The 22,055-nt window shown below is 68.5% G+C and carries 18 protein-coding genes; 14 read left to right on the top strand and 4 right to left on the bottom strand.

Annotated features, from left to right (window positions below; all coding sequences use genetic code 11):
- The first annotated feature begins 96 nt into the window (after positions 1-96).
- From GXN78_RS10375 to hprK, 4 genes are all read left to right on the top strand, one after another.
- On the top strand, positions 97-2,196 hold the full coding sequence (locus GXN78_RS10375) for an ATP-dependent helicase (RefSeq protein ID WP_106558505.1): 2,100 nt from the start codon (positions 97-99) through the stop codon (positions 2,194-2,196).
- Between the two features lie 240 nt (positions 2,197-2,436).
- On the top strand, positions 2,437-2,766 hold the full coding sequence (gene raiA, locus GXN78_RS10370) for a ribosome-associated translation inhibitor RaiA (protein ID WP_106558506.1): 330 nt from the start codon (positions 2,437-2,439) through the stop codon (positions 2,764-2,766).
- A 93-nt stretch (positions 2,767-2,859) separates the two neighbouring features.
- Positions 2,860-3,327 carry a PTS sugar transporter subunit IIA gene (locus GXN78_RS10365; protein WP_068681828.1) on the top strand — a complete coding sequence of 156 codons (468 nt, stop codon included), beginning with the start codon at positions 2,860-2,862 and terminating at the stop codon, positions 3,325-3,327.
- A 34-nt stretch (positions 3,328-3,361) separates the two neighbouring features.
- Positions 3,362-4,321 carry an HPr(Ser) kinase/phosphatase gene (gene hprK / locus GXN78_RS10360; protein WP_106558507.1) on the top strand — a complete coding sequence of 320 codons (960 nt, stop codon included), beginning with the start codon at positions 3,362-3,364 and terminating at the stop codon, positions 4,319-4,321.
- 40 nt (positions 4,322-4,361) lie between these two features.
- Here hprK and fur read toward each other — a convergent pair whose 3' ends face one another.
- Positions 4,362-4,781, bottom strand: a complete 420-nt coding sequence (gene fur / locus GXN78_RS10355) for a ferric iron uptake transcriptional regulator (RefSeq protein ID WP_106558508.1) — start codon at positions 4,779-4,781, stop codon at positions 4,362-4,364.
- A 91-nt stretch (positions 4,782-4,872) separates the two neighbouring features.
- On the opposite strand from fur, the gene GXN78_RS10350 reads away from it, so the two are divergent.
- The 4 genes from GXN78_RS10350 to GXN78_RS10335 all read left to right on the top strand — a co-directional run bounded on the left by GXN78_RS10350 (position 4,873) and on the right by GXN78_RS10335 (position 7,500).
- On the top strand, positions 4,873-5,436 hold the full coding sequence (locus GXN78_RS10350) for an outer membrane protein assembly factor BamE (RefSeq protein ID WP_106558526.1): 564 nt from the start codon (positions 4,873-4,875) through the stop codon (positions 5,434-5,436).
- Positions 5,437-5,520: 84 nt separating this feature from the next.
- Complete coding sequence (gene dapB, locus GXN78_RS10345) at positions 5,521-6,321, top strand: 4-hydroxy-tetrahydrodipicolinate reductase (RefSeq protein ID WP_181360607.1); 801 nt, start codon at positions 5,521-5,523, stop codon at positions 6,319-6,321.
- Positions 6,322-6,331: 10 nt separating this feature from the next.
- The gene (locus tag GXN78_RS10340; RefSeq protein ID WP_106558510.1) at positions 6,332-7,030 is read left to right on the top strand and encodes a MotA/TolQ/ExbB proton channel family protein; all 699 of its coding nucleotides are present in this window, start codon (positions 6,332-6,334) and stop codon (positions 7,028-7,030) included.
- Between the two features lie 17 nt (positions 7,031-7,047).
- Positions 7,048-7,500, top strand: coding sequence for a biopolymer transporter ExbD (locus tag GXN78_RS10335; RefSeq protein ID WP_106558511.1), 453 nt, complete (start codon positions 7,048-7,050; stop codon positions 7,498-7,500).
- 24 nt (positions 7,501-7,524) lie between these two features.
- Here the strand turns inward: GXN78_RS10335 and GXN78_RS10330 are convergent, their stop codons facing one another.
- The 3 genes from GXN78_RS10330 to glgC are packed head-to-tail and all read right to left on the bottom strand — an operon-like array spanning position 7,525 to position 12,772.
- On the bottom strand, positions 7,525-9,996 hold the full coding sequence (locus GXN78_RS10330; protein WP_106558512.1) for a glycogen/starch/alpha-glucan phosphorylase: 2,472 nt from the start codon (positions 9,994-9,996) through the stop codon (positions 7,525-7,527).
- 29 nt (positions 9,997-10,025) lie between these two features.
- Positions 10,026-11,486 carry a glycogen synthase GlgA gene (glgA, locus tag GXN78_RS10325; protein ID WP_106558513.1) on the bottom strand — a complete coding sequence of 487 codons (1,461 nt, stop codon included), beginning with the start codon at positions 11,484-11,486 and terminating at the stop codon, positions 10,026-10,028.
- Entirely contained in the window at positions 11,483-12,772 is a 1,290-nt protein-coding gene (gene glgC / locus GXN78_RS10320; protein ID WP_106558514.1) for a glucose-1-phosphate adenylyltransferase, read from the bottom strand. The genes glgA and glgC overlap by 4 nt, the downstream gene beginning before the upstream one ends.
- Positions 12,773-12,936: 164 nt before the next feature.
- Here glgC and leuS point away from each other — a divergent pair, with 164 nt between their 5' ends.
- From leuS to GXN78_RS10290, 6 genes are all read left to right on the top strand, one after another.
- On the top strand, positions 12,937-15,600 hold the full coding sequence (leuS, locus tag GXN78_RS10315; RefSeq protein WP_106558515.1) for a leucine--tRNA ligase: 2,664 nt from the start codon (positions 12,937-12,939) through the stop codon (positions 15,598-15,600).
- Positions 15,601-15,608: 8 nt separating this feature from the next.
- Positions 15,609-16,115, top strand: a complete 507-nt coding sequence (lptE, locus tag GXN78_RS10310; RefSeq protein WP_106558516.1) for an LPS assembly lipoprotein LptE — start codon at positions 15,609-15,611, stop codon at positions 16,113-16,115.
- Complete coding sequence (gene holA / locus GXN78_RS10305) at positions 16,115-17,176, top strand: DNA polymerase III subunit delta (protein ID WP_106558517.1); 1,062 nt, start codon at positions 16,115-16,117, stop codon at positions 17,174-17,176. Before lptE ends, holA begins: the two co-directional genes overlap by 1 nt.
- A gap of 88 nt (positions 17,177-17,264) precedes the next feature.
- Complete coding sequence (locus GXN78_RS10300) at positions 17,265-18,557, top strand: glutamate-5-semialdehyde dehydrogenase (RefSeq protein ID WP_106558518.1); 1,293 nt, start codon at positions 17,265-17,267, stop codon at positions 18,555-18,557.
- A 101-nt stretch (positions 18,558-18,658) separates the two neighbouring features.
- Positions 18,659-19,957, top strand: coding sequence for a glutamate--cysteine ligase (gene gshA, locus GXN78_RS10295; protein ID WP_106558519.1), 1,299 nt, complete (start codon positions 18,659-18,661; stop codon positions 19,955-19,957).
- A gap of 164 nt (positions 19,958-20,121) precedes the next feature.
- Positions 20,122-21,990 carry a potassium transporter Kup gene (locus tag GXN78_RS10290; protein ID WP_106558520.1) on the top strand — a complete coding sequence of 623 codons (1,869 nt, stop codon included), beginning with the start codon at positions 20,122-20,124 and terminating at the stop codon, positions 21,988-21,990.
- Positions 21,991-22,055 lie beyond the last annotated feature (65 nt).

Genomic DNA, 22,055 nt, shown 5'->3' with positions numbered 1-22,055 from the left:
ATCCGAGTCTCCGGTTGCAGCGAGGCGCGATTATGTCACCGGCCTCTTGCATTTTCCTGATGGGATCTGGATGGATATCCAGTAAAGTGGCGCCCGATGTCCAGCGTCGCGATCCCCGTCCCCCTGCGCCAGGAAGAGCGTCTTGCCGCGGTCCTCGCCGAGCTCAACGAGGCGCAGCGCGCGGCCGTCGAGCATGGGACCGGCGAGGCGCAGCCGGACCCGCGGCCGCTGCTCGTGATCGCCGGCGCCGGCTCGGGCAAGACCAGCACGCTGGCGCACCGCGTGGCCCACCTGATCGCACGCGGCGCCGATCCGCAGCGCATCCTGCTCCTGACCTTCTCGCGTCGCGCGGCGCAAGAGATGGAGCGGCGCGCCGGCCAGGTCCTCGCGAAGGTGCTCGGGCTGCGCTCGGAGGCGCCGCCGGCGCTGCCCTGGGCCGGCACCTTCCATGGCGTCGGCGCCCGGCTGCTGCGCGAATACGCGGCACAGATCGGCCTCGACGCCAGCTTCACCATCCACGACCGCGGGGATGCCGAGGACCTGATGGGTCTGGTGCGCAGCGACATCGGCCTGGCCGCCATGGAGCGCCGCTTCCCGCGCAAGGGGACCTGCCTCGCGATCTACTCGCGGGTCGTCAACAGCGGCGCGCCGCTCGCCGAGGTGCTGGCGCAGGCCTTCCCGTGGTGTGCCGAGTGGGAGGCCGAACTCAAGCGCCTGTTCGGCGCCTACGTCGAGGCCAAGCAGGCGCAGCAGGTGCTCGACTACGACGACCTGCTCCTGTACTGGGCCGAGATGGTGGCGGAGCCCGTGATCGCGGCACAGATCGGCGCGCGCTTCGACCACGTGCTGGTCGACGAGTACCAGGACACCAACCTGCTGCAGGCCGCCATCCTGCGCGCCCTCAAGCCTGACGGCTGCGGCCTCACCGTGGTGGGCGACGACGCCCAGGCCATCTATTCCTTCCGCGGTGCGACGGTGCGCAACATCCTCGACTTTCCCGGCCAGTTCACGCATCCGGCGCGCATCGTCACGCTGGAGCGCAACTATCGCTCGACCCAGCCCATCCTCGACGTCTCCAACGCCGTGATCGCGGCCGCTGCCGAGCGCCATGCCAAGACCCTGTGGACCGACAAGCCCTCGGTGGGCCGGCCGCAGCTGGTGCTGGTGCCCGACGAGGCCCAGCAGGCCCGCTTCGTGGCCGAACGGGTGCTCGCGCACCGCGAGGGCGGGCTGGCGCTGAAGTCGCAGGCGGTGCTGTTCCGCACCTCGAGCCACAGCGCGGCGCTCGAGCTCGAGCTGGCGCGGCGCAACATCCCCTTCGTCAAGTACGGCGGCCTCAAGTTCCTCGAGGCCGCGCATGTGAAGGACCTGCTGGCGGTGCTGCGCTTCGCGCAGAACCCGCGCGGGCGCATGGCGGGCTTTCGCGTGACGCAGCTGATCCCCGGCATCGGTCCGGCCACGTCGACGCGGCTGCTCGATGCGATGGCCCAGGCGGAGGACCCCGGCGCCGTCGTGCAGACCTTCCAGCCGCCGGCCGCTGCGAAGGAGGAGTGGGCGCGCTTCGCGGCCATCTATGCGCAGCTGCGTGCTCCGGAACTTGCCTGGCCGGCCGACATGGAGCTCGCCCTGCGCTGGTACCTGCCGCACCTGGAGCGGCTGCACGACGATGCCGGCCTGCGCCGTGGCGATGTCGAACAGCTGGCGCGGCTGGCCTCGGGCTATGCCTCGCGCGAGCGATTCCTCACCGAGCTCACCCTCGATCCGCCCGAGGCCACCAGCGACCGGCCCGGCCCGCCCCTGCTCGACGAGGACTACCTCATCCTCTCCACCATCCATTCGGCCAAGGGGCAGGAATGGCGCTCGGTGCATGTGCTCAACGTGGTCGATGGCTGCATCCCCGCCGACGTGGCCCAGGGCGCGCAGGAGCTGGAGGAGGAGCGGCGACTGCTCTACGTCGCCATGACCCGTGCGCGCGACCACCTGCACCTGATCGTGCCGCAGCGCTTCTACGTCACCCAGCAGGCAGTGCGCGGGGACCGGCATCTCTATGCCGGCCGCACGCGCTTCATCACGGCGGCCGAGGCCCGGGGCTTCGAGCAGCTCACCTGGCCGCCGCCGCCCGAGCGCGCCCCCGCCGTGCCGCCGCCCGCGGCCGTCATCGATCTGCAAAAACGCCTGCGCGCCGCCTGGCGCTGAGCGCAGCGCGCGGTCTTTAGCACTACAAAATTCATAGCGTCCGGGCCATGACCCCAGGGCCGTGCGGGGGTTTGCGCCCAGAGGGATTGCAATTCGATGACAGCATGGGCATAGTGAACCGAAGCTTCCCGTCTCTCTCCCTCTCCCTCTCTTCCCCACCCCCATTCGTTTTCGCCGGCCAGGCTTCACCTCCATGAAGCAGGGTCTTTTTCCCCAACCGTCAGTTCCAGGAGGTCATTCATGAATTTGACGATCAGCGGTCATCACCTCGACGTCACCCCCGCGCTTCGCAATTACGTCACGAGCAAGTTGGACCGAATCACCCGCCACTTCGACCAAGTGGTCGATATCAAGGTGATCCTCACGGTGGAAAAGCAGAAGGAAAAGGAAGGGCGCCAACGGGCCGAATGCAATATTCACGTCAAGGGCAATGACATGTTCGCCGAGTCGAGCCACGCTGATCTCTACGCCGCCGTCGACCAGTTGGTCGACAAGCTCGACCGCCAGGTCGTGCGCCACAAGGAGTCCCTCAAGAACCACTTCCACGCAGCGCCGAAACGCGTGATGTAGTGCCACCTCGGGCAAACACTCTTGCGGGCCGCCTTCGGGCGGCCCTTTGCTTTTTGCCGGGCGGGTGCATAATCGCCCCCGCCCTGCCCCAACATGAACCGACTCGCGTCCATCCTGCCGCCCGCTCAAGTCCTCGTGAGCGTTGACGCCACCAGCAAGAAACGAGCTTTCGAAGAAGCGGGCTTGCTGTTTGAAAACCTGCATGGCCTCGGCCGCGCCCTCATCACCGACAGCCTGTTCGCCCGCGAACGCCTGGGCTCCACCGGTCTGGGGCACGGCGTGGCCATCCCGCACGGCCGCATCAAGGGCCTCAAGTCGCCGATGGCCGCGGTCTTCCAGCTGGCCAACCCGATCGGCTTCGACGCCCCGGACGAACAGCCGGTGGTGCTGCTGATCTTCCTTCTGGTGCCCGAAGCGGCCACTCAGAAACATCTTGAAATACTATCCGAGATCGCCGAACTGCTGAGCGATGCCGGCCTGCGCGAGCAGATCAAGTCGAGCAACGACGCCGCCCAGCTGCATGCCCTGATCGCAGGATGGCAATCGGCCCAGGTCGCTTGAAGCGCGCGTTTCGTCGTCCGGGACCGTCTGGCGCATGAAGCCGACCGTCATCAGCGCCGACGCGATGTTCGAGGAGTTCCGCGGGTCGCTCCGCTGGGAGTGGCTCGCCGGCCTGGGCGCCTCGGAGCGCCAATTCGATCCCGGCGTCATCAGCCGCGCCCAGTCGGCCGCCGACCTGGTCGGCTACCTCAACTACATCCATCCGTACCGCGTGCAGATTCTCGGCGCACGCGAGGTGGCCTACCTCACGCGCGGCTCGCCCGACGACTGCGTGCGGCGCATCGCCCGCATCGTGACCCTGGAGCCGCCCATGCTGGTGCTGGCCGACGGCCAGACGGCGCCCGACCAGCTGCTGTCGATCTGCGAGCGGGCGCAGCTGCCCCTGTTCGCGACGCGGGAATCCTCCGCCTTCGTGATCGACCTGTTGCGCGCCTACCTGTCCAAGCATTTCGCCGAGCGCACCTCGATGCACGGCGTGTTCATGGACATCCTCGGCCTGGGCGTGATGATCACGGGCGAGTCGGGGCTGGGGAAGAGCGAGCTGGGCCTGGAGCTGATCTCGCGCGGCAACGGCCTGGTGGCCGACGACGCGGTCGACCTCTACCGCATCAACCAGGCCACGCTGGAAGGGCGCTGCCCCGAGCTGCTGCAGAACCTGCTGGAGGTGCGCGGCATCGGCTTGCTGGACATCCGCGCCATCTTCGGCGAGACGGCGGTGCGTCGGAAGATGCGGCTCAAGCTCATCGTGCACCTGGTGCGGCGCGACAGCTTCGAGCGCGACTACGAGCGCATGCCCTCGGCGCCGCTGACCCAGGACGTGTTGGGCATCCCGGTGCGCAAGGTGATCATCCAGGTGGTGGCCGGCCGCAACATCGCCGTGCTGGTGGAGGCGGCGGTGCGCAATTCGATCCTGCAGCTGCGGGGTATCGACACCTACGCCGACTTCGTGGCGCGCCACCACAAGGCGATGGAAGGCGCACGGGAGGATGACTAGGCGACTAGGCGACTAGGCGACTAGGCGACTAGGCGGGGCTCTAACGCTTGCTTGCGCAGTCGGCACACAGGCCGTACAGCGACATCGCGTGGTCCTGCAGGATCCAGCCCTTGTCCTTCGAGATCATCTGCTGGCGGCGCTCGATCTCGGCGTCGTAGAACTCCTCGACCTTGCCGCAGCCGGTGCACACCAGGTGGTCGTGGTGCTTGCCCTCGTTGAGCTCGTAGACCGCCTTGCCGCTCTCGAAGTGGCTGCGCTCGAGGATGCCCGCCTGCTCGAACTGCGTCAGCACGCGGTAGACCGTGGCCAGGCCGATGTCGGAATGCTCGTTGAGCAGCACGCGGAAAACGTCTTCCGCGGTCATGTGGCGCTGGCCGCCGTTCTGGAAGATCTCGAGGATCTTGAGGCGCGGCAGCGTGGCCTTGAGGCCGGTGTTCTTGAGTTCGTCGATATTGGCCATGATGGTTCCTGCGCCCGTCCCTGCGAGGGCCCACAAAGGGCCAGCCGCTACAATGGTCCGATCATATCGCTTGCCCTCCTGGCCCTTTTCCATGCCTGAGTTTTCCCAAAGCCGCCTCTGGCTGCTCGTCGGCGCCGTCGCCGCCACGCTGAGCCTGGGGGCCTGCAGCAGCTTCACCGAGCGCTCGCGCAGCGCACTCAGCGCCATCACCCCCTACAAGGTCGAAGTGGTGCAGGGCAATTTCGTTTCGAAGGAGCAGGTCGAGCTGCTCAAGCCCGGCATGCCGCGCCAGCAGGTGCGCGAGATCCTCGGCACCTCGCTCCTGACCGACGTGTTCCATTCCAACCGCTGGGACTACGTCTTCACCATCCGGCGGCAGGGCGTCGAGCCCCAGCAGCGGCGGCTGACGCTGTTCTTCAACGGGGAGCTGCTCGACCGTTTCGAGGGCGACCCGATGCCCAGCGAGCAGGAGTTCGTCGCTGCCGTCGATGCCCGCGGGCGCGCCGGCAAGGTGCCGGTGCTGGAAGCCACCGAAGACCAGCTCAAGAAGTTCGAGCCGGGCAAGGACAAGGGCAAGGAGGCTGAAACCGAGAGCTCCTCCGCGTCCCTGCCGCCGCTGCCCCCCAGCTATCCGCCGCTCGAAGCGACGCGCTAGCACGCCGATCCGCCGGCCGCACCGGCCGGCATCTCACGAAGGTTCCCTCGCGTGACCGATTCCTCTTCTTCCTCCGCACCGGCGCTGCGCCGCATCGCCATCGCCGGCGCCTCCGGGCGCATGGGCCACATGCTGATCGAGGCCGTGCGCGAAGCCCAGGACTGCCGCCTGGCCGGCGCCCTCGACATCGCGGGCAGCCCCGCGCTCGGCAGCGACGCTGCCGCCTTCCTCGGCGCCGCCAGCGGCGTGCCCATCGTGTCCGACCTGCGCACCGGCCTGCAGGACGCCCAGGTCCTGATCGATTTCACCCGCCCCGAAGGCACGCTGGCGCACCTGGCGGTGTGCCGCGATCTGGGCGTGCAGGCCGTGATCGGCACCACCGGCTTCAGCGAGGCGCAGAAGGCCGAGATCGCCTCCGCCGCCAAGGACATCGCCATCATGATGGCGCCCAACATGAGCGTGGGCGTCAACGTCACCTTCAAGTTGCTGGAGATGGCGGCCAAGGCCCTGTCCACCGGCTACGACATCGAGATCATCGAGGCGCACCACCGGCACAAGGTCGATGCGCCCTCGGGCACCGCGCTCAAGATGGGCGAGGTGATCGCCGGCGCGCTGGGCCGCGATCTCAAGGACTGCGCGGTCTACGCGCGCGAGGGCATCACCGGCGAACGCGACCCGTCCACCATCGGCTTCGCCGCCATCCGCGGCGGCGACATCGTGGGCGACCACACGGTGCTCTTCGCCGGCACCGGCGAGCGCATCGAGATCACCCACAAGTCCGCCAGCCGCGCCACCTACGCGCAGGGCAGCCTGCGCGCGGTGCGCTTCCTGGCCGAGCGCAAGACCGGGCTGTTCGACATGTTCGACGTCCTCGGGCTGCGTTGACCTCCCCCGCATGACGATCCTGGAGCTGCTCACCCACGGCGATGGCGTCAGCCGCTCCGTGGCTGCGCTGCTGCTGCTCATGTCGGTGGCGAGCTGGGTCGTGATTCTCTGGAAAGCCTGGCTGCTGCGCGGCGGCACGCACGACGTGGTGCGCAGCATCGCGGCCTTCTGGCAGTCGGCTTCGCTGGGCGACGCCGAGCAAAGGCTGCGCAGCTTCGACCGCGCGGCCCTGGTCTGGCCGGCGGTGAGCGCGGTCCGCCAGCTCGGCGCGCAGCCCGATCCCGCCACGCTCGGCGGCGCGGTGGCCCGCGCCCAGCGCCTCACGCGGGTGCTGCGCGACGCCCTGCATGCCGCCCTGCGGCGCCTGCAGTCCGGGCAGATCCTGCTGGCCACGGTCGGCGCCACCGCGCCCTTCGTCGGCCTCTTGGGCACGGTCTGGGGCATCTACGGCGCGTTGACGGGCATAGCCGGCGAGGCCGGCGGCTTCACCATCGACAAGGTGGCCGGCCCGGTGGGCGAGGCGCTCATCATGACCGCCTTCGGCCTGGCGGTGGCCATTCCGGCCGTGCTGGCCTACAACGTGTTCGGCCGCGTGGTCAGCCGCATCGAGGCCGAGCTCGAGGGCTTCGCGCACGACCTGCTGGGCGCCCTGGGCGAAGACCCGGCGCGCGAGGCGCCGCTGCCGCCGGCCCGGGCGATGCCCGCGTAGCCGGCCTGGACGCTTCCATGGCCTTCGGTCGCACCTCCCTCGGCAGCAGCGCCACCGGCGGCCGCGCGATCGGCGCCGGCGGGCAGCGGCCGCTGTCGGACATCAACGTCACGCCGCTGGTGGACGTGATGCTGGTGCTGCTGGTCATCTTCATCATCACCGCCCCACTGATGGCCAGCTCGATCAAACTCGACCTGCCACGCACCGATGCCGGCCAGCCGACCGACACGCCGAAGTTCGTGAGCCTCTCGGTCGATGCCGCCGGCGGGCTCTTCCTCAACGACCAGCCCGTGACGCCCGAGGAGCTCGCGGCCCGGCTCCAGAAGGCCGCCGCCGACAGCCGCGACACCGAGGTCCAGCTGCGCGCCGACCAGACCGTCCCCTACGGCCGGGTGGTCGAGCTGATGGGCATCGCGAACAAGGCGGGCCTGAGCCGCATCGGTTTCGTGACCCAGGCGCCGGCCAAGTAGCCGCCCGTCACGGACCCGCCGGGATCAGCCCAGCCTGACCGGCCGGGTATGCCAGATCTCGTGCGCGTACTGCGCGATCGTGCGGTCCGACGAGAAGTCGCCCATGCCCGCCACGTTGAGGATCGCCATGCGCGTCCACGCGTCGGGATGGCGATACAGCGCGTCGACCTTGTCCTGCGTCTTGACGTAGCTCGCATAGTCGGCCAGCAGCAGGTACGGGTCGCCCCAGTTCACGAGGGCCTCGTAGATTTCCTGGTAGCGCGCCGGCTCGGCAGCCGAGAAGACGCCGTCGCGAATGCTGTCCAGCACGCGGCGCAGCTGCGGGTCGGATTCGTAGATCGTGCGTGGCTGGTAGCCGCCGGCGCGGATCTCGGCCACCTCGGGCGTGGTGTTGCCGAAGATGAAGATGTTCTCCGCGCCCACGCTCTCGCGCATCTCGACGTTGGCGCCATCGAGCGTGCCGATGGTCAGCGCACCATTGAGCGCGAACTTCATGTTGCCGGTGCCGGAAGCCTCGGTGCCGGCTGTCGAGATCTGCTCGGACAGGTCGGCCGCCGGCATGATGACCTCTGCCAGGCTCACGCTGTAGTTGGGCACGAACACGACCTTCAGCAGCTCGCCCACCCGATCGTCGTTGTTGACCACCTGCGCCACGTCGTTGATGAGACGCACCACGAGCTTGGCCATGTGGTAGGCCGAGGCGGCCTTGCCCCCGAACACCACCACGCGCGGCACGTGGTGTGCCTGCGGCGCGTGCAGGATGCGGTGGTAGCGCGTGATCACATGCAGCACGTTGAGCAGCTGCCGCTTGTACTCGTGCATGCGCTTGACCTGGACGTCGAACATGGCGTCGGTGTCGACGACGATGCCCAGGTTCTGCTCGATCCAGTTGGCCAGGCGCAGCTTGTTCTCGCGCTTGGCATGGCGAAAGGCGCGCACGAAGGCCGGCTGCTGCGCCATCGGCCTCAGCGCTTCGAGCTGCGACAGCTCGCGCCGCCAGCCGCGGCCGATGCGCAAGTCGAGCAGGGCCGCCAGCGGCGGATTGGCCTGCGCCAGCCAGCGACGCGGCGTCACGCCGTTGGTCTTGTTGTTGAAGCGCTCCGGGAAGAGGCGCGCGAAGTCCGCGAAGATCGACTGCTTCATGAGCTCCGAATGCAGGGCCGAGACGCCGTTGATCGAATGGCTGGCCAGCACTGCCACATAGGCCATGCGCACGCGCCGCTCGCCGGACTCGTCGATGAGCGACATGCGCCGCATGAGCTCCACGTCGTGGCCGTTCGCGTGCGCCACGACGTGGAGGAATCGTGCGTTGATCTCGAACAGGATCTGCAGGTGGCGCGGCAGGACGCGCCCCAGGATCTCGACCGGCCAGGTCTCCAGCGCCTCGTGCATCAGCGTGTGGTTGGTGTAGCTGAACACCTTCTGGGTGTGGGACCATGCCGTGTCCCACGACAGCCCGTGCTCGTCGATGAGCAGGCGCATCAGCTCCGGGATCGCCAGGACGGGGTGCGTGTCGTTGAGGTGGATGCTGATCTGCTTGGACAACGTGTCGAAGCCGGTGTGGTTGCGCAGATGGCGGTGCAGCATGTCCTGCACGCTGGCGCTGACGAAGAAGTACTCCTGGTGCAGCCGCAGCTCGCGCCCCGAGGCCGTCGAGTCGTCCGGGTAGAGCACGCGCGAGACGTTCTCGGAGTGGTTCTTGCTCTCGACCGCCGCCATGTAGTTGCCGCGGTTGAAGGCCGACAGGTCGATCTCCTCGGTGGCGCGCGCCGACCACAGGCGCAGCGTCTGGGTGGCCTGCGTACCGTAGCCCGGGATGATGGTGTCGTAGGCCATCGCCAGCACGTCATGCGTGTCGATCCACTTGGCCGCGTCGTGGGAGGCGCCCTTGCCGTCGAGGCGGTGGACATGGCCGCCGAAGCGCACGCGGTAGGTCACCTCGGGGCGCTGGAACTCCCAGGGGTTGCCGCGCGTGAGCCAGTAGTCGGGCGTCTCGACCTGCTGTCCGTCGACGATCCGCTGCCGGAACATGCCGTACTCGTAGCGGATGCCGTAGCCCATCCCCGGCACCCCGAGCGTGGCCATGGAGTCGAGGAAGCAGGCCGCAAGCCGCCCAAGGCCGCCGTTGCCGAGCGCGGCGTCGGGCTCGCGCTCGGCGAGCGCCTGGATGTCGACGCCGAAATCGGCCAGCGCCTCCTTCACGGTGTCCTGCAGCTCCAGCGCGAGCAGGGCGTTGGTGAAGGTGCGCCCGATCAGGAACTCCATCGACAGGTAGTAGACCCGCTTGAGTTTCTGGGTGTATTGAGCGCGCGTCGTCGCCATCCAGCGCTCGACGAGCTGGTCGCGCACCGCCATTGCGGTTGCGTGCAGCCAGTCGTCGGGGCTGGCGGCCACGGGGTCCTTGCCGACCGCGTAGATCAGCTTGTTGGCGACGGAGCGCTTGAAGGCGGCGACGTCGCGGTCGGGATGGTCGTACGAGAATTCGGCGAGGGACATGATTCGGAGATTGGGGTGGTGTTTGTCGCTCAGGCCAGCGCCTGGGCATAGATGTCGAGATAGCGGGCGGCCGCGCTGCCCCAATCGGCAGGGCGGCGCATCGCGCTGGCGCGCACCGCGTCCCAGTCCGCCGGGCGGCGGTAGAGGGCGAAGGCGCGGCGCAGCGCGCGCCCGAAGCCGTCGGCGTCGAAGCTGTCGAAGCAGAAGCCGGTGGCCCGGCCGTCGGCCATGTCTTCCAACGTGGCATCGACGACCGTGTCGGCCAGGCCGCCGACGCGACGCACCAGCGGCAGGCTGCCGTACTTGAGGCCGTACATCTGCGTCAGGCCGCAGGGCTCGAACAGCGAGGGCACCAGGGTCACGTCGCCGGCGCCGAAGAGGCGGTGCGCGAGCGGCTCGCTGTAGCCCAGCGTGACGCTGACCGACCGCGACGCGGCCGTGGCCTGTTCGCGGAATGCGCGCTCCAGCCCGGCATCGCCGCTGCCGAGCAAGGCCAACTGGCCTCCCTGCGCCAGCAGGGCGTCGAGCCCGCCGAGCACCAGGTGCAGGCCCTTCTGCTCGGTCAGGCGGCTCACGACCACGAAAAGCGGCGTCTCGGCCTCCGGCGCGAGCCCGAGCTGCGCCTGCAGCGCCGTCTTGCAGCGCATCTTGCCGGCCAATTGCCCGGGCTCGAAGCGGTGCGGCAGGAGCGCGTCGGTCGCCGGGTTCCAGACCTGGTCGTCGACCGCGTTGAGGATGCCGCTGAGAACGCCGGTGCGGCGACGCAACAGGCCGTCCAGCCCGCAACCCTGCTCGGGCGTCTGGATCTCGCGGGCGTAGCTCGGACTCACGGTGGTGATGCGGTCGGCGAAGCCCAGGCCGCCCTTCATGAAGGAGAGCTGGCCGTGATACTCCAGGCCATCCATCCCCCAGGCGGTAGCCGGCAGGCCGAGGTCGGCGAAATCCCAGGGCGCGAACAGCCCCTGGTAAGCCAGGTTGTGGACCGTGAAGACGCTGCCGACGCGCGGATGCCCGTGGCGGGGCGCGAACGCCATGTAGGCCGGCGCCAGGGCGGCATGCCAGTCGTGCGCATGAACCACCTGGGGCTGCCAGGCCGCATCGAGCCCGTGGGCGATGCGCGCCGCGGCAAAGCCCAGCAGCGCGAAGCGCCGGTGGTTGTCCCCGTAGGGCTGCCGCTGCGCATCCTCGTACGGATTGCCCGGGCGGTCGTACAGCCACGGCGCGTCGATCCAGTAGGCCTGGAGGTCCGGCGCGCCTTCGGTCCTGATGCGCCCGAGGCGCAGGCGCACGCGCTCGCCCCAGGGAGCCGCCAGCTCCGCCACCTGGACCGCGTCGGCAACGCCATCCCGGATCGCCGGAAAGCCCGGCAGCAGCACCCGCACGTCCTGCTCTGCGGCCAGCAAGGCCCGCGGCAGCGCGCCGGCAACATCGGCCAGGCCACCGGTCTTGAGCAGCGGGAACAACTCGGCGCTGACCTGGAGGATCCTCATTCGAGCCGCTTCAGCATCTCGCGCGTGATCAGCACCACGCCGCCTTCGGTGCGCTCGAAACGCGCCGCGTCGGCCGCCGGATCCTCGCCGACGACGATGTCCTCGGGAATCACGCAGCCGCGGTCGATCACGACCTTGCGAAGCCGCGCGCCGCGGCCCACCTCGACGTCCGGCAGCAGCACCGCCTCCTCGATCCTGCAGAAGGAATGCACCCGCACACCCGAGAACAGCACCGAATCCTTGACGTGCGAGCCGGACACGATGCAGCCGCCCGAGACGATGGTGTTGACCGTCATGCCATGCTTCCCGTCGCGGTCGAGCACGAACTTGGCCGGCGGCAGCTGCCGCTGGTAGGTCCAGATGGGCCAGTCGGTGTCATAGATGTCGAGTTCGGGGGTGATCGAGGCCAGATCGAGGTTGGCAGCCCAGAATGCATCAATCGTGCCGACGTCGCGCCAGTAGGCTTTGGCGTCGCTGCCGTGGCGCGCGCGCGTCACGCAGGACATGCCGAAGGGGTGCGCCGCCGCCCGCCCCTGGGAGACCGAGCGCGGGATGATGTCCTTGCCGAAGTCATGGCTGGAGGCCGGGTCGGCGCTGTCTTCCTCCAGCAGGCGGTACAGGTACTCGGAGTCGAAGATGTAGATGCCCATGCTGGCCAGCGCGACATCGGGCTTGCCGGGCATGGCCGGCGGGTCGGCCGGCTTCTCGAGGAAGGCGGAGATCCTGCGTTCGCCGTCCACCGCCATCACCCCGAAGGCGACGGCTTCCATGCGGGGCACCTCGATGCAGCCGACCGTGCACCCCCGCCCATGCGCGACGTGGTCGCCCAGCATGATCGAATAGTCCATCTTGTAGACGTGGTCGCCGGCCAGCACGACCACGTAGTCGTGCGGCGTCGAGCGGGTCTGGATGATGTCCAGGTTCTGGTAGACCGCGTCGGCCGTGCCGCGGTACCAGTGCTCCTCGCCGACGCGCTGCTGGGCCGGCAGGACGTCCACCATCTCGTTGAGCTCGGCGCGCAGAAAGCTCCAGCCGCGCTGCAGGTGGCGCATCAGGGAGTGCGACTTGTACTGGGTGACCACCGCCATGCGCCGGATGCCCGAATTGAGGCAGTTGGAGAGCGCGAAATCGATGATGCGGAATTTGCCGCCGAAGTACACCGCCGGCTTGGCCCGGCGGTCGGTCAATTGCTTGAGGCGGGAGCCCCGTCCGCCTGCCAGCACCAGTGCAATGGTGCGGCGAACGAGCTGGTGGGCCTGAAGATTCGGTTGCGTGCTGCTTTCCATCTCTTGCCTCCGTCGTCTTTGTCGTCGGTGTGCCAGCCTAGCATTTCTGGCGTGTTCGTGGCTGCTTCGCTGCCTGGGTTCGCAGCCGGACGCCGCCCCGGCGCCGCAGCCGCGATAATCCGCCTTCCCCCGGCCAGCCGATGCCGGGCTGTTGTCGAAGTCCCATGAACCCCAGCTACAAACCCAGCGATGTCGAGTCGTCCGCCCAGGCGGCCTGGACGGCCGCCGATGCCTACCGCGTGACCGAGGACGCGAAAAGGAAGAAGTACTACGCCTGCTCGATGCTGCCGTACCCCAGCGGCAAGCTGCACATGGGCCACGTGCGCAACTACACCATCAATGACATGCTCACGCGCTACCTGCGCATGAGCGGCTACAACGTGCTGATGCCGATGGGCTGGGACGCCTTCGGCCTGCCGGCCGAGAACGCGGCGCTCAAGAACGGCGTTCCCCCGGCCAAGTGGACCTACGAGAACATCGGCTACATGAAGGGCCAGCTCCAGGCCATGGGCCTGGCGATCGACTGGAGCCGCGAGATCGCGACCTGCGATCCCAGCTACTACAAGTGGAACCAGTGGCTGTTCCTCAAGATGCTCGAGAAGGGTATCGCCTACCGCAAGACCCAGGTGGTCAACTGGGACCCGGTCGACCAGACCGTGCTGGCCAACGAGCAGGTGATCGACGGCAAGGGCTGGCGCACCGGCGCGACCGTCGAGCGGCGCGAGATTCCCGGCTACTACCTGAAGATCAGCGACTACGCCGAGGAACTGCTCGACCACACCCAGCACAAGCTGCCGGGCTGGCCCGAGCGCGTCAAGCTGATGCAGGAGAACTGGATCGGCAAGAGCGAGGGCGTGCGCTTCGCCTTCCCGCACGACATCAGGGACGAGAAGGGCGAGCTCATCCAGGGCGGCCGCATGTACGTCTTCACCACGCGGGCCGACACCATCATGGGCGTCACCTTCTGCGCCGTGGCGCCGGAGCATCCGCTGGCCCTGCACGCCGCGAAGCTGGACCCCAAGGTCGCCGCCTTCGTCGAGGAATGCAAGAGCGGCGGCACCACCGAGGCCGAGCTGGCGACGCAGGAGAAGAAGGGCGTGCCCACCGGCCTGCACGTGCGCCACCCGATCACCGACGAGCCGGTGCCGGTCTGGGTCGGCAACTACGTGCTGATCGGCTACGGCGACGGCGCCGTGATGGGCGTGCCGGCGCACGACGAGCGCGACTTTGCCTTCGCCAACAAGTACGGCATCGAGATCATCCAGGTGGTGCTGGTCGACGACGAGCCGCACTTCGACTACCACCGCTGGCAGGACTGGTACGGCGACAAGCAGCGCGGCGTGACCATCAACTCCGACAACTTCAGCGGCATGTCCCATGCCGAGGCGGTCAAGGCGGTGGCGCATGCGCTGGACCTGAAGGGCCTGGGCGAGATGCAGACCACCTGGCGCCTGCGCGACTGGGGCGTGAGCCGCCAGCGCTACTGGGGCACGCCGATCCCCATCATCCACTGCGATGAGCACGGCGCGGTGCCGGTGCCCGAGAAGGACCTTCCGGTGGTGCTGCCCACCGACTGCGTGCCTGACGGCTCGGGCAATCCGCTGCACAAGCACGAAGGCTTTCATGCCGGCGTGGTCTGCCCCGTCTGCGGCAAGCCCGCGCGGCGCGAGACCGACACCATGGACACCTTCGTCGACAGCGCCTGGTACTTCATGCGCTACTGCGATCCGAAGAACGACCAGGCCATGGTCGCCGAGGGCGCGAAGTACTGGATGCCGATGGACCAGTACATCGGCGGCATCGAGCATGCGATCCTGCACCTGCTCTACGCGCGCTTCTGGACCAAGGTGATGCGCGACCTCGGGCTGGTGAAGGTGGACGAGCCTTTCAGCAAGCTGCTCACGCAGGGCATGGTGCTCAACCACATCTTCTACCGGCGCAACGAGAAGGGCGGCAAGGAGTACTTCCCGCCTTCGGAGGTGACGCAGGCGCTGGACGCGCAGGGCCGCATCACCGGCGGCACGCTGGCCGACGGCACGGCGGTCGAGTACGGCGGCGTGGGCAAGATGGGCAAGAGCGAGCGCAACGGCGTCGACCCGCAGGACCTGATCGAGAAGTACGGCGCCGACACCGCGCGCCTCTACACCATGTTCACCGCGCCGCCCGAAGCCACGCTGGAGTGGAACGACGCCGCGGTGGAGGGCAGCTTCCGCTTCCTGCGCCGGGTCTGGAACTACGGCGTTGCGCTCGGCACGGCACAGGCGGCCGTGCCTGAAGGCACCGAGATCGACATCGAGACGGTCGATCCGCGCTCGGCCTTCGGCAAGGAAGCCAAGGCGCTGCGCCGCGAGGTGCACACCGTGCTGCGGCAGATCGACTACGACTACCAGCGCATGCAGTACAACACCGTGGTGTCGGGCGCGATGAAGCTGCTGAACGCGCTGGAGGGCTTCAAGTCCGACGGCAGCCCGGGCGACCGGGCCGCCGTGCGCGAAGGCTTCGGCATCCTGCTGCGCTGCCTCTACCCGGCCACGCCGCACGTCACGCATGCGCTGTGGCATGCGCTCGGCTACGACAAGCTGCACGGCGCGCTGCTCGACGCGCCCTGGCCGGAGGTCGATACGGTCGCGCTCGAGCAGGACGAGATCGAGCTGATGCTGCAGGTCAACGGCAAGCTGCGCGGCTCGCTGCGCGTGCCGGCCAATGCGACCAAGCCGGAAATCGAGAAGATCGCGCTGGCGAGCGAGGCCTTCGTCAAGCACGCCGAAGGTGCCACGGCCAAGCGCGTGATCGTGGTGCCCGGGCGGCTGGTCAACGTGGTGATATGACAGTGGACATGAACAGATCCTTCCCCCGGCGCCGCGCCCTGCTCGCCGGCGCGGCAGCCACGCTCTTGCTGGCCGGCTGCGGCTTCCAGCTGCGCCGCGCGCCGGACTTCGCCTTCAAGTCGCTGGCGGTGCCGGGCAAGTCGGCCTATGTGGTGGCGCTGCGCCGGCAGTTCCGCGCCGCCGGCAACGTCGAGCTGATACCCGAGGAGGAGAAGGAGCGGGCCGAGGCGATCCTCGACGTCCTGTCCGAGACCCGCGGCAGCGCCGTGCTCTCCACCAACTCGTCCGGCCAGGTGCGCGAGCTGCAGCTGCGCCTCACGATGCGCATCCGGCTGCGCACGCCCGGCGGCAAGGAGCTGCTGGGCCCGATCGTGATCGAGCAGTCCCGCGACATCACCTACAACGAAACCGCCGCCCTCGCCAAGGAAAGCGAGACCGAGCTGCTGTACCGCGACATGCAGGCCGACATCGCCCAGCAGACCCTGCGCCGGCTCGCGGCCGTCAAGAGCCTCTGATGCAGCTCGCGGCGGCCCAGCTCGAGGCCCACCTGCAGAAGGGGCTGAAGCCGCTCTACGTCATCCATGGCGACGAGCCGCTGCTGGCACAGGAGGCGGCCGACGCGATTCGCGCGGCGGCGCGGCAGCAGGGCTACACCGAGCGCAGCTCCTACACCGTGGCCGGCGCTCATTTCGACTGGAGCGCGGTGCTGGCGGCCGGCGGCTCGCTGAGCCTGTTCGCCGACCGGCAGATCGTCGAGATCCGCATCCCCTCGGGCAAGCCGGGCAAGGACGGCAGCGCCGCGCTGCAGCAGATCGCCGAGGCCGCCGTGGGCAACGACAGCACCCTGACGCTGGTCCTGCTGCCGCGGCTGGACAAGGCCACGCGCACCGGCGCCTGGTTTGCCGCGCTCGAGACCCATGGCGTCACCTTGCCCGTCGAGACCATCGAGCGTGCCGCGCTGCCGCAGTGGATCGCGCAGCGGCTGGCACGCCAGGACCAGCGCGTGAAGGGCGGCGAGGAGGGCCAGCGCACCCTGCAGTTCTTCGCCGACCGCGTGGAGGGCAACCTGCTGGCCGCGCACCAGGAGATCCAGAAGCTCGCGCTGCTCTACCCCGCGGGCGAGCTCGGCTGGGAGCAGGTCGAGGCCGCGGTCAACAACGTGGCGCGCTACGACGTCTTCAAGCTCTCCGAGGCGGTGCTGGGCGGCAACCCGCAGCGGGTGGCGCGCATGCTCGACGGCCTGCAGGCCGAGGGCGAGGCCGAGGTGCTGGTGCACTACACGCTGGCCGAGGACATCCGCGCGCTCAAGCGGGTGAAGGACGCCATGTCGGCCGGCCGCCCGCTGCCCATGGCGCTGCGCGAGAACCGCATCTGGGGCCCGCGCGAGCGTACCTTCGAGCGCGTGCTGCCGCGGCTGGACGATCGCGCGCTGGCCCGCCTGCTGCGCGCCGCCCACGTGGTCGACGGCATCGTCAAGGGCCTGAAGCAGCCCGACTGGCCGGCCAGCGGCTGGCAGGCGCTGCAGCGGCTGGCGCTGATGCTGTGCCGGGCCTGCGCGGTGCCGGCGCGCGGTTGAAGCCGTCCGCCCGGCGTTGCTTTTTCAGGAACCCGGCGTTTCCATGCGCCGCCCAGTCCTGCGGGCCTCGCGTGGGAAAATGCCGTGCATGAACGCCTTCAACGTCAACGAACACATGCAGGCCCTGGGGCTGCAGGCCAAGACGGCCTCCGCCCGGATGGCGAAGGCCCCCGCGGCGACCAAGAACCAGGCGCTCAAGGCGCTGGCGCGGCGCCTGCGCGAGAGCGCCGAAGCCCTGGCACCCGCCAACGCGCGCGACATCGAACGCGCCCAGGCCGCCGGCCTCTCGGCCCCGATGGTCGACCGCCTCAAGCTCACGCCCAAGGCCATCGAGACCGTGGCGCTGGGCTGCGAGCAGCTGGCCGCCATGCCCGACGTGATCGGCGAAGTCATCGGCATGCGGCAGCAGCCCAGCGGCATCCGGGTGGGCCAGATGCGGGTGCCGATCGGCGTCTTCGGCATGATCTACGAGAGCCGGCCCAACGTGACCATCGAGGCCGCCAGCCTCGCGATCAAGAGCGGCAACGCGGCCATTCTGCGCGGCGGCTCGGAGGCCATCGAGTCGAACAAGGCCCTGGCCGCGCTGGTGGGCGAGGCGCTGGCCGAGGCCGGCCTGCCGGTGGAGGCGGTGCAACTGGTGCAGACCACCGACCGCGAGGCCGTGGGCCGGCTCATCGCCATGCCCGAGTTCGTGGACGTGGTCATCCCGCGCGGCGGCAAGGGCCTGATCGAGCGCATCAGCCGCGAGGCCAAGGTGCCGGTGATCAAGCACCTGGACGGCAACTGCCATGTCTACGTCGACGACACGGCCGAACTCGACATGGCGGTGCGCATCGTGGACAACGCCAAGACGCAAAAGTACAGCCCCTGCAACGCGGCCGAGGGCCTGCTGGTCGCGGCCTCGATGGCCGAGAGCTTCCTGCCCGAGATCGGCGTCATCTTCGCGGCCAAGGGGGTCGAGATGCGCTGCGACCCCGCCGCTGCGCGCATCCTGCGGGCCGAGGGCGCGCTGCCCCCGGGCGCCAAGGTGGTCGACGCGGTCGAGTCCGACTGGTCGGAGGAGTACCTGGCGGCCGTCATCAGCATCAAAGTGGTGGAGGGCGTGGACGAGGCCATCGCCCACATCAACCGCTATTCCAGCCACCACACCGACGCCATCGTCACTCGCGACCACATGCACGCCCAGCGCTTCCTGCGCGAAGTCGACTCGGCCAGCGTGATGGTCAATGCCAGCACGCGCTTCGCCGACGGCTTCGAGTTCGGGCTGGGGGCCGAGATCGGCATCAGCACCGACAAGTTCCATGCGCGCGGGCCGGTGGGGATCGAGGGGCTGACCTCGCTGAAGTACGTGGTGCTGGGGCAAGGCGAAGTTCGGAGCTGACGAAGGGCCGCGAGCAGGCGCTTGTCATCCTGGCGGGCGCCCTCAAATCCTACAATTCCACTCCACCTTTCGTCGCAGAACACGCATAACAAGGCCGCCTCATGGTTCCCCACCTCGTCACCGCCCTGACCGGCCCGATCAACGAACTGGAGCAGCGCATCCTCGACTCCATGCCGGCCATCGAGCGCTGGTTCCGGCTCGAATGGATGGAGCACACGCCGCCGTTCTACAGCTCGGTCGACATCCGCAATGCCGGCTTCAAGCTGGCGCCGGTCGACACCAGCCTCTTTCCGCGCGGCTGGAACAACCTCACCGACGAGATGCTGCCGCTGGCGGTGCAGGCCGCGCAGGCCGCCATCGAGAAGATTTGCCCCGAGGCGCGCAACCTGCTGGTGATCCCCGAGAACCACTCGAAGAACACCTTCTACCTGGCCAACGTGGCGCGGCTGGTGCGGATCTTCCACATGGCGGGGCTCAACGTGCGAGTCGGCTCCATCGACCCGGCCATCAAGTCGCCCAAGAAGATCGAGCTGCCGCACGGCGAGAGCGTTTGCCTGGAACCGGTGGTGCGCAGCCGGCGGCGCCTGGGGCTCAAGCACTTCGACCCCTGCACCATCCTGCTCAACAACGACCTGTCGGCCGGCACGCCGGGCATCGTCGAGGACCTGCACGAGCAGTACCTGCTGCCGCCGCTGCATGCGGGCTGGTCGGTGCGCCGCAAGAGCAACCACCTGCACAGCTACGAGGAAGTGTCCAAGCGCTTCGGCAAGCTGCTGGGCATCGACCCCTGGCTGATCAACCCCATGCACGCGCGCGCCGGCGGCGTCGACCTGGCGGAAGGCAAGGGGCTGGACGTGCTCACCAGCCACGTCGATGCGCTGCTCACCAAGATCCGCCGCAAGTACAAGGAATACGGCATCAACGAGAAGCCCTTCGTGGTGGTCAAGTCGGACAACGGCGCCGACCCCATGGGCGTGATGACGGTGCGCGACGTGAAGGACCTGGAGGCCTTCAACCATCGCGCACGCACCCGCGGCGCCGCCGCCAACGACGAGGTGCGTGCCTCGGGCGACCTGATCGTGCAGGAAGGCGTGCTGACCAACGAGCGCGTGCACGACGGCGTGGCCGAGCCGGTGGTCTACATGATGGACCGCTACGTGGTCGGCGGCTTCTACCGGGTGCATGCGGAGCGCAGCCCCGACGAGAACCTCAACATCCCAGGCGCCAGCTTCGTGCCGCTGGCCTTCTCGGAGAGTGCGCACTTACCGCAGCCGGGCGCCAAGCCTGGCGCGAGCGCCCCCAACCGCTTCTACATGTACGGGGTGATCGGCCGGCTGGCCATGGTGGCGGCCAGCTATGAAATGGAAGCCACCGATCCCGACGCCGAGACGTACGAATGATTTCTTAATCGCCCCGGTCTTGCGGCGGGTCCGGGTGGCGGCAAAATAGCGACCCCACAGCAACGCAAAACCCCGAGGGCGGAGGGCAACGCGGCGGGCCGCATGAGGCCGTCGAGGCGCCGGGGCGTGAAGATCACGCCGCACACCCTTGTGCATCGATTTCCGTGTCCCCCACCAAATCCTCTTCCGCCGCGCTGATCCTCGCGGCCATTGGCGTCGTCTACGGCGACATCGGCACCAGCGTCCTGTATGCGGTCAAGGAGGTGTTCGGCCACGGCCATGTTCCGTTCACGGTCGAGAACGTCTACGGCATCCTGTCGATGTTCTTCTGGACGCTGACGGTGATCGTCTCGCTCAAGTACGTGGTGCTGGTGCTGCGCGCCGACAACGAGGGCGAGGGCGGCCTGGTCGCGATGCTGGCGCTGGCCTCGCAGGCGGTGGTCGACAAGCCCCGGCTGCGCAACGTATTGCTGGTGGTCGGCATCTTCGGCACCTCGCTGTTCTATGGCGACGGCGTCATCACCCCTGCCATCTCGGTGCTGTCGGCGGTCGAGGGCCTGGAGGTGGTGTCGCCGCACTTCAAGCACTACGTGATCCCGATCACGCTGGTCGTGCTGTTCTGCCTGTTCGCGGTGCAGAAGCACGGCACCTCGGGCATCGGCCGTTTCTTCGGGCCCATCACGCTGGCCTGGTTCTTCGTCATCGCGCTCCTGGGCGTCTCGCAGATCGTCACCCACCCGTCCATCCTCAAGGCCGTCAGCCCGCACTTCGCGCTGCGCTTCATGTGGGACAACCCGGGCACCAGCTTCATCATCCTGGGCGCGACCGTGCTGTGCGTGACGGGGGCGGAGGCGCTCTACGCGGACCTGGGCCATTTCGGCAAGCGGCCGATCCGCGTCGCCTGGTTCTCGGTCGTGATGCCGGCGCTCACGCTCAACTACTTCGGGCAGGGCGCGCTGCTGCTGGAGAACCCGGCGGCGGTGAGGAACCCCTTCTTCATGATGGCGCCCGAGTGGGCGCTGATCCCGCTGGTGCTGATGGCCACCGCGGCCACGGTGATCGCCTCGCAGGCGCTGATCACGGGCGCCTTCAGCGTCACGCGCCAGGTGATCCAGCTGGGCTACCTGCCGCGCCTGAACATCGAGCACACCAGCGTGCGTGCCGCGGGGCAGATCTACATCCCCTTCGTCAACTGGGGCCTGTTCGTCGCCATCGTGCTCGCGGTGGTCATGTTCCGCTCCTCCAGCAACCTGGCCGCGGCCTACGGCATCGCCGTCACCACCGACATGCTGATCACCACGGTGCTGACCTTCTTCGTGATCCGCTACGCCTGGAAGTACCCGCTGGCGCTGTGCATCGCGGCGACCGGTGCCTTCTTCGTGGTCGACTTCCTGTTCTTCGCCTCCAACCTGCTCAAGCTGTTCGAGGGCGGCTGGTTCCCGCTGCTGATCGGCGGCTCCGTCTTCATGCTGATGCTGACCTGGAAGGAAGGCCGCCGCCTCATGGGCCAGATGCAGATGGCCGAGGCCATCGACCTGCGCGGCTTCCTGGACTCGGTCTTCGTCAATCCGCCGGCGCGGGTCGACGGCACCGCGGTGTTCATGACCGCCGAGCCCGGCGTGGTGCCCAATGCGCTCCTGCACAACCTCAAGCACAACAAGGTGATGCACGAGCAGAACCTGTTCGTCACCGTGCGCAACCACGAGGTGCCGTGGATCCCGATGGACAAGCGCATCGAGATGGAGGCGCTCGGCCACCACTGCTGGCAGGTGATCGTGCACTACGGCTTCAAGAACGACGTCGACCTGCCGCGCGCGCTCGAGCATGCGCGTCTGCGCGGCTGCCAGCTGGAGCCGATGACCACCAGCTACTTCCTCTCGCGCGACGTGGTCATTCCCACGCTCGGCAGCGGCATGGCGCCGTGGCGCGAGAAGCTGTTCGCCCAGATGCACCACAGTGCGAGCGGTGCGGCGGGCTTCCTGGGCTTGCCGAACAACGCGGTGGTGGAGCTCGGCTCGAAGATCGAAATCTAGCCAACCCCCGGGCCATGCAGCTCCCAGGCCGCAAACCCTTCGCCGGCAAGGACATCGCACCTGCC

Source organism: Variovorax sp. WS11 (assembly GCF_010499245.1).
GTDB lineage: Bacteria > Pseudomonadota > Gammaproteobacteria > Burkholderiales > Burkholderiaceae_C > Variovorax.
This window is presented reverse-complemented; position numbering and strand designations above follow the sequence as displayed.

Coding starts and splice junctions, on each gene's coding strand:
- fur (WP_106558508.1), bottom strand. CDS start 4,781: ATGGCCAATATCGACGAACTCAAGAACACCGGCCTCAAGGCCACGCTG.
- GXN78_RS10375 (WP_106558505.1), top strand. CDS start 97: ATGTCCAGCGTCGCGATCCCCGTCCCCCTGCGCCAGGAAGAGCGTCTT.
- GXN78_RS10330 (WP_106558512.1), bottom strand. CDS start 9,996: ATGTCCCTCGCCGAATTCTCGTACGACCATCCCGACCGCGACGTCGCC.
- GXN78_RS10350 (WP_106558526.1), top strand. CDS start 4,873: ATGCCTGAGTTTTCCCAAAGCCGCCTCTGGCTGCTCGTCGGCGCCGTC.
- glgA (WP_106558513.1), bottom strand. CDS start 11,486: ATGAGGATCCTCCAGGTCAGCGCCGAGTTGTTCCCGCTGCTCAAGACC.
- raiA (WP_106558506.1), top strand. CDS start 2,437: ATGAATTTGACGATCAGCGGTCATCACCTCGACGTCACCCCCGCGCTT.
- GXN78_RS10335 (WP_106558511.1), top strand. CDS start 7,048: ATGGCCTTCGGTCGCACCTCCCTCGGCAGCAGCGCCACCGGCGGCCGC.
- GXN78_RS10365 (WP_068681828.1), top strand. CDS start 2,860: ATGAACCGACTCGCGTCCATCCTGCCGCCCGCTCAAGTCCTCGTGAGC.
- lptE (WP_106558516.1), top strand. CDS start 15,609: ATGAACAGATCCTTCCCCCGGCGCCGCGCCCTGCTCGCCGGCGCGGCA.
- hprK (WP_106558507.1), top strand. CDS start 3,362: ATGAAGCCGACCGTCATCAGCGCCGACGCGATGTTCGAGGAGTTCCGC.
- gshA (WP_106558519.1), top strand. CDS start 18,659: ATGGTTCCCCACCTCGTCACCGCCCTGACCGGCCCGATCAACGAACTG.
- holA (WP_106558517.1), top strand. CDS start 16,115: ATGCAGCTCGCGGCGGCCCAGCTCGAGGCCCACCTGCAGAAGGGGCTG.
- GXN78_RS10300 (WP_106558518.1), top strand. CDS start 17,265: ATGAACGCCTTCAACGTCAACGAACACATGCAGGCCCTGGGGCTGCAG.
- glgC (WP_106558514.1), bottom strand. CDS start 12,772: ATGGAAAGCAGCACGCAACCGAATCTTCAGGCCCACCAGCTCGTTCGC.
- GXN78_RS10340 (WP_106558510.1), top strand. CDS start 6,332: ATGACGATCCTGGAGCTGCTCACCCACGGCGATGGCGTCAGCCGCTCC.
- leuS (WP_106558515.1), top strand. CDS start 12,937: ATGAACCCCAGCTACAAACCCAGCGATGTCGAGTCGTCCGCCCAGGCG.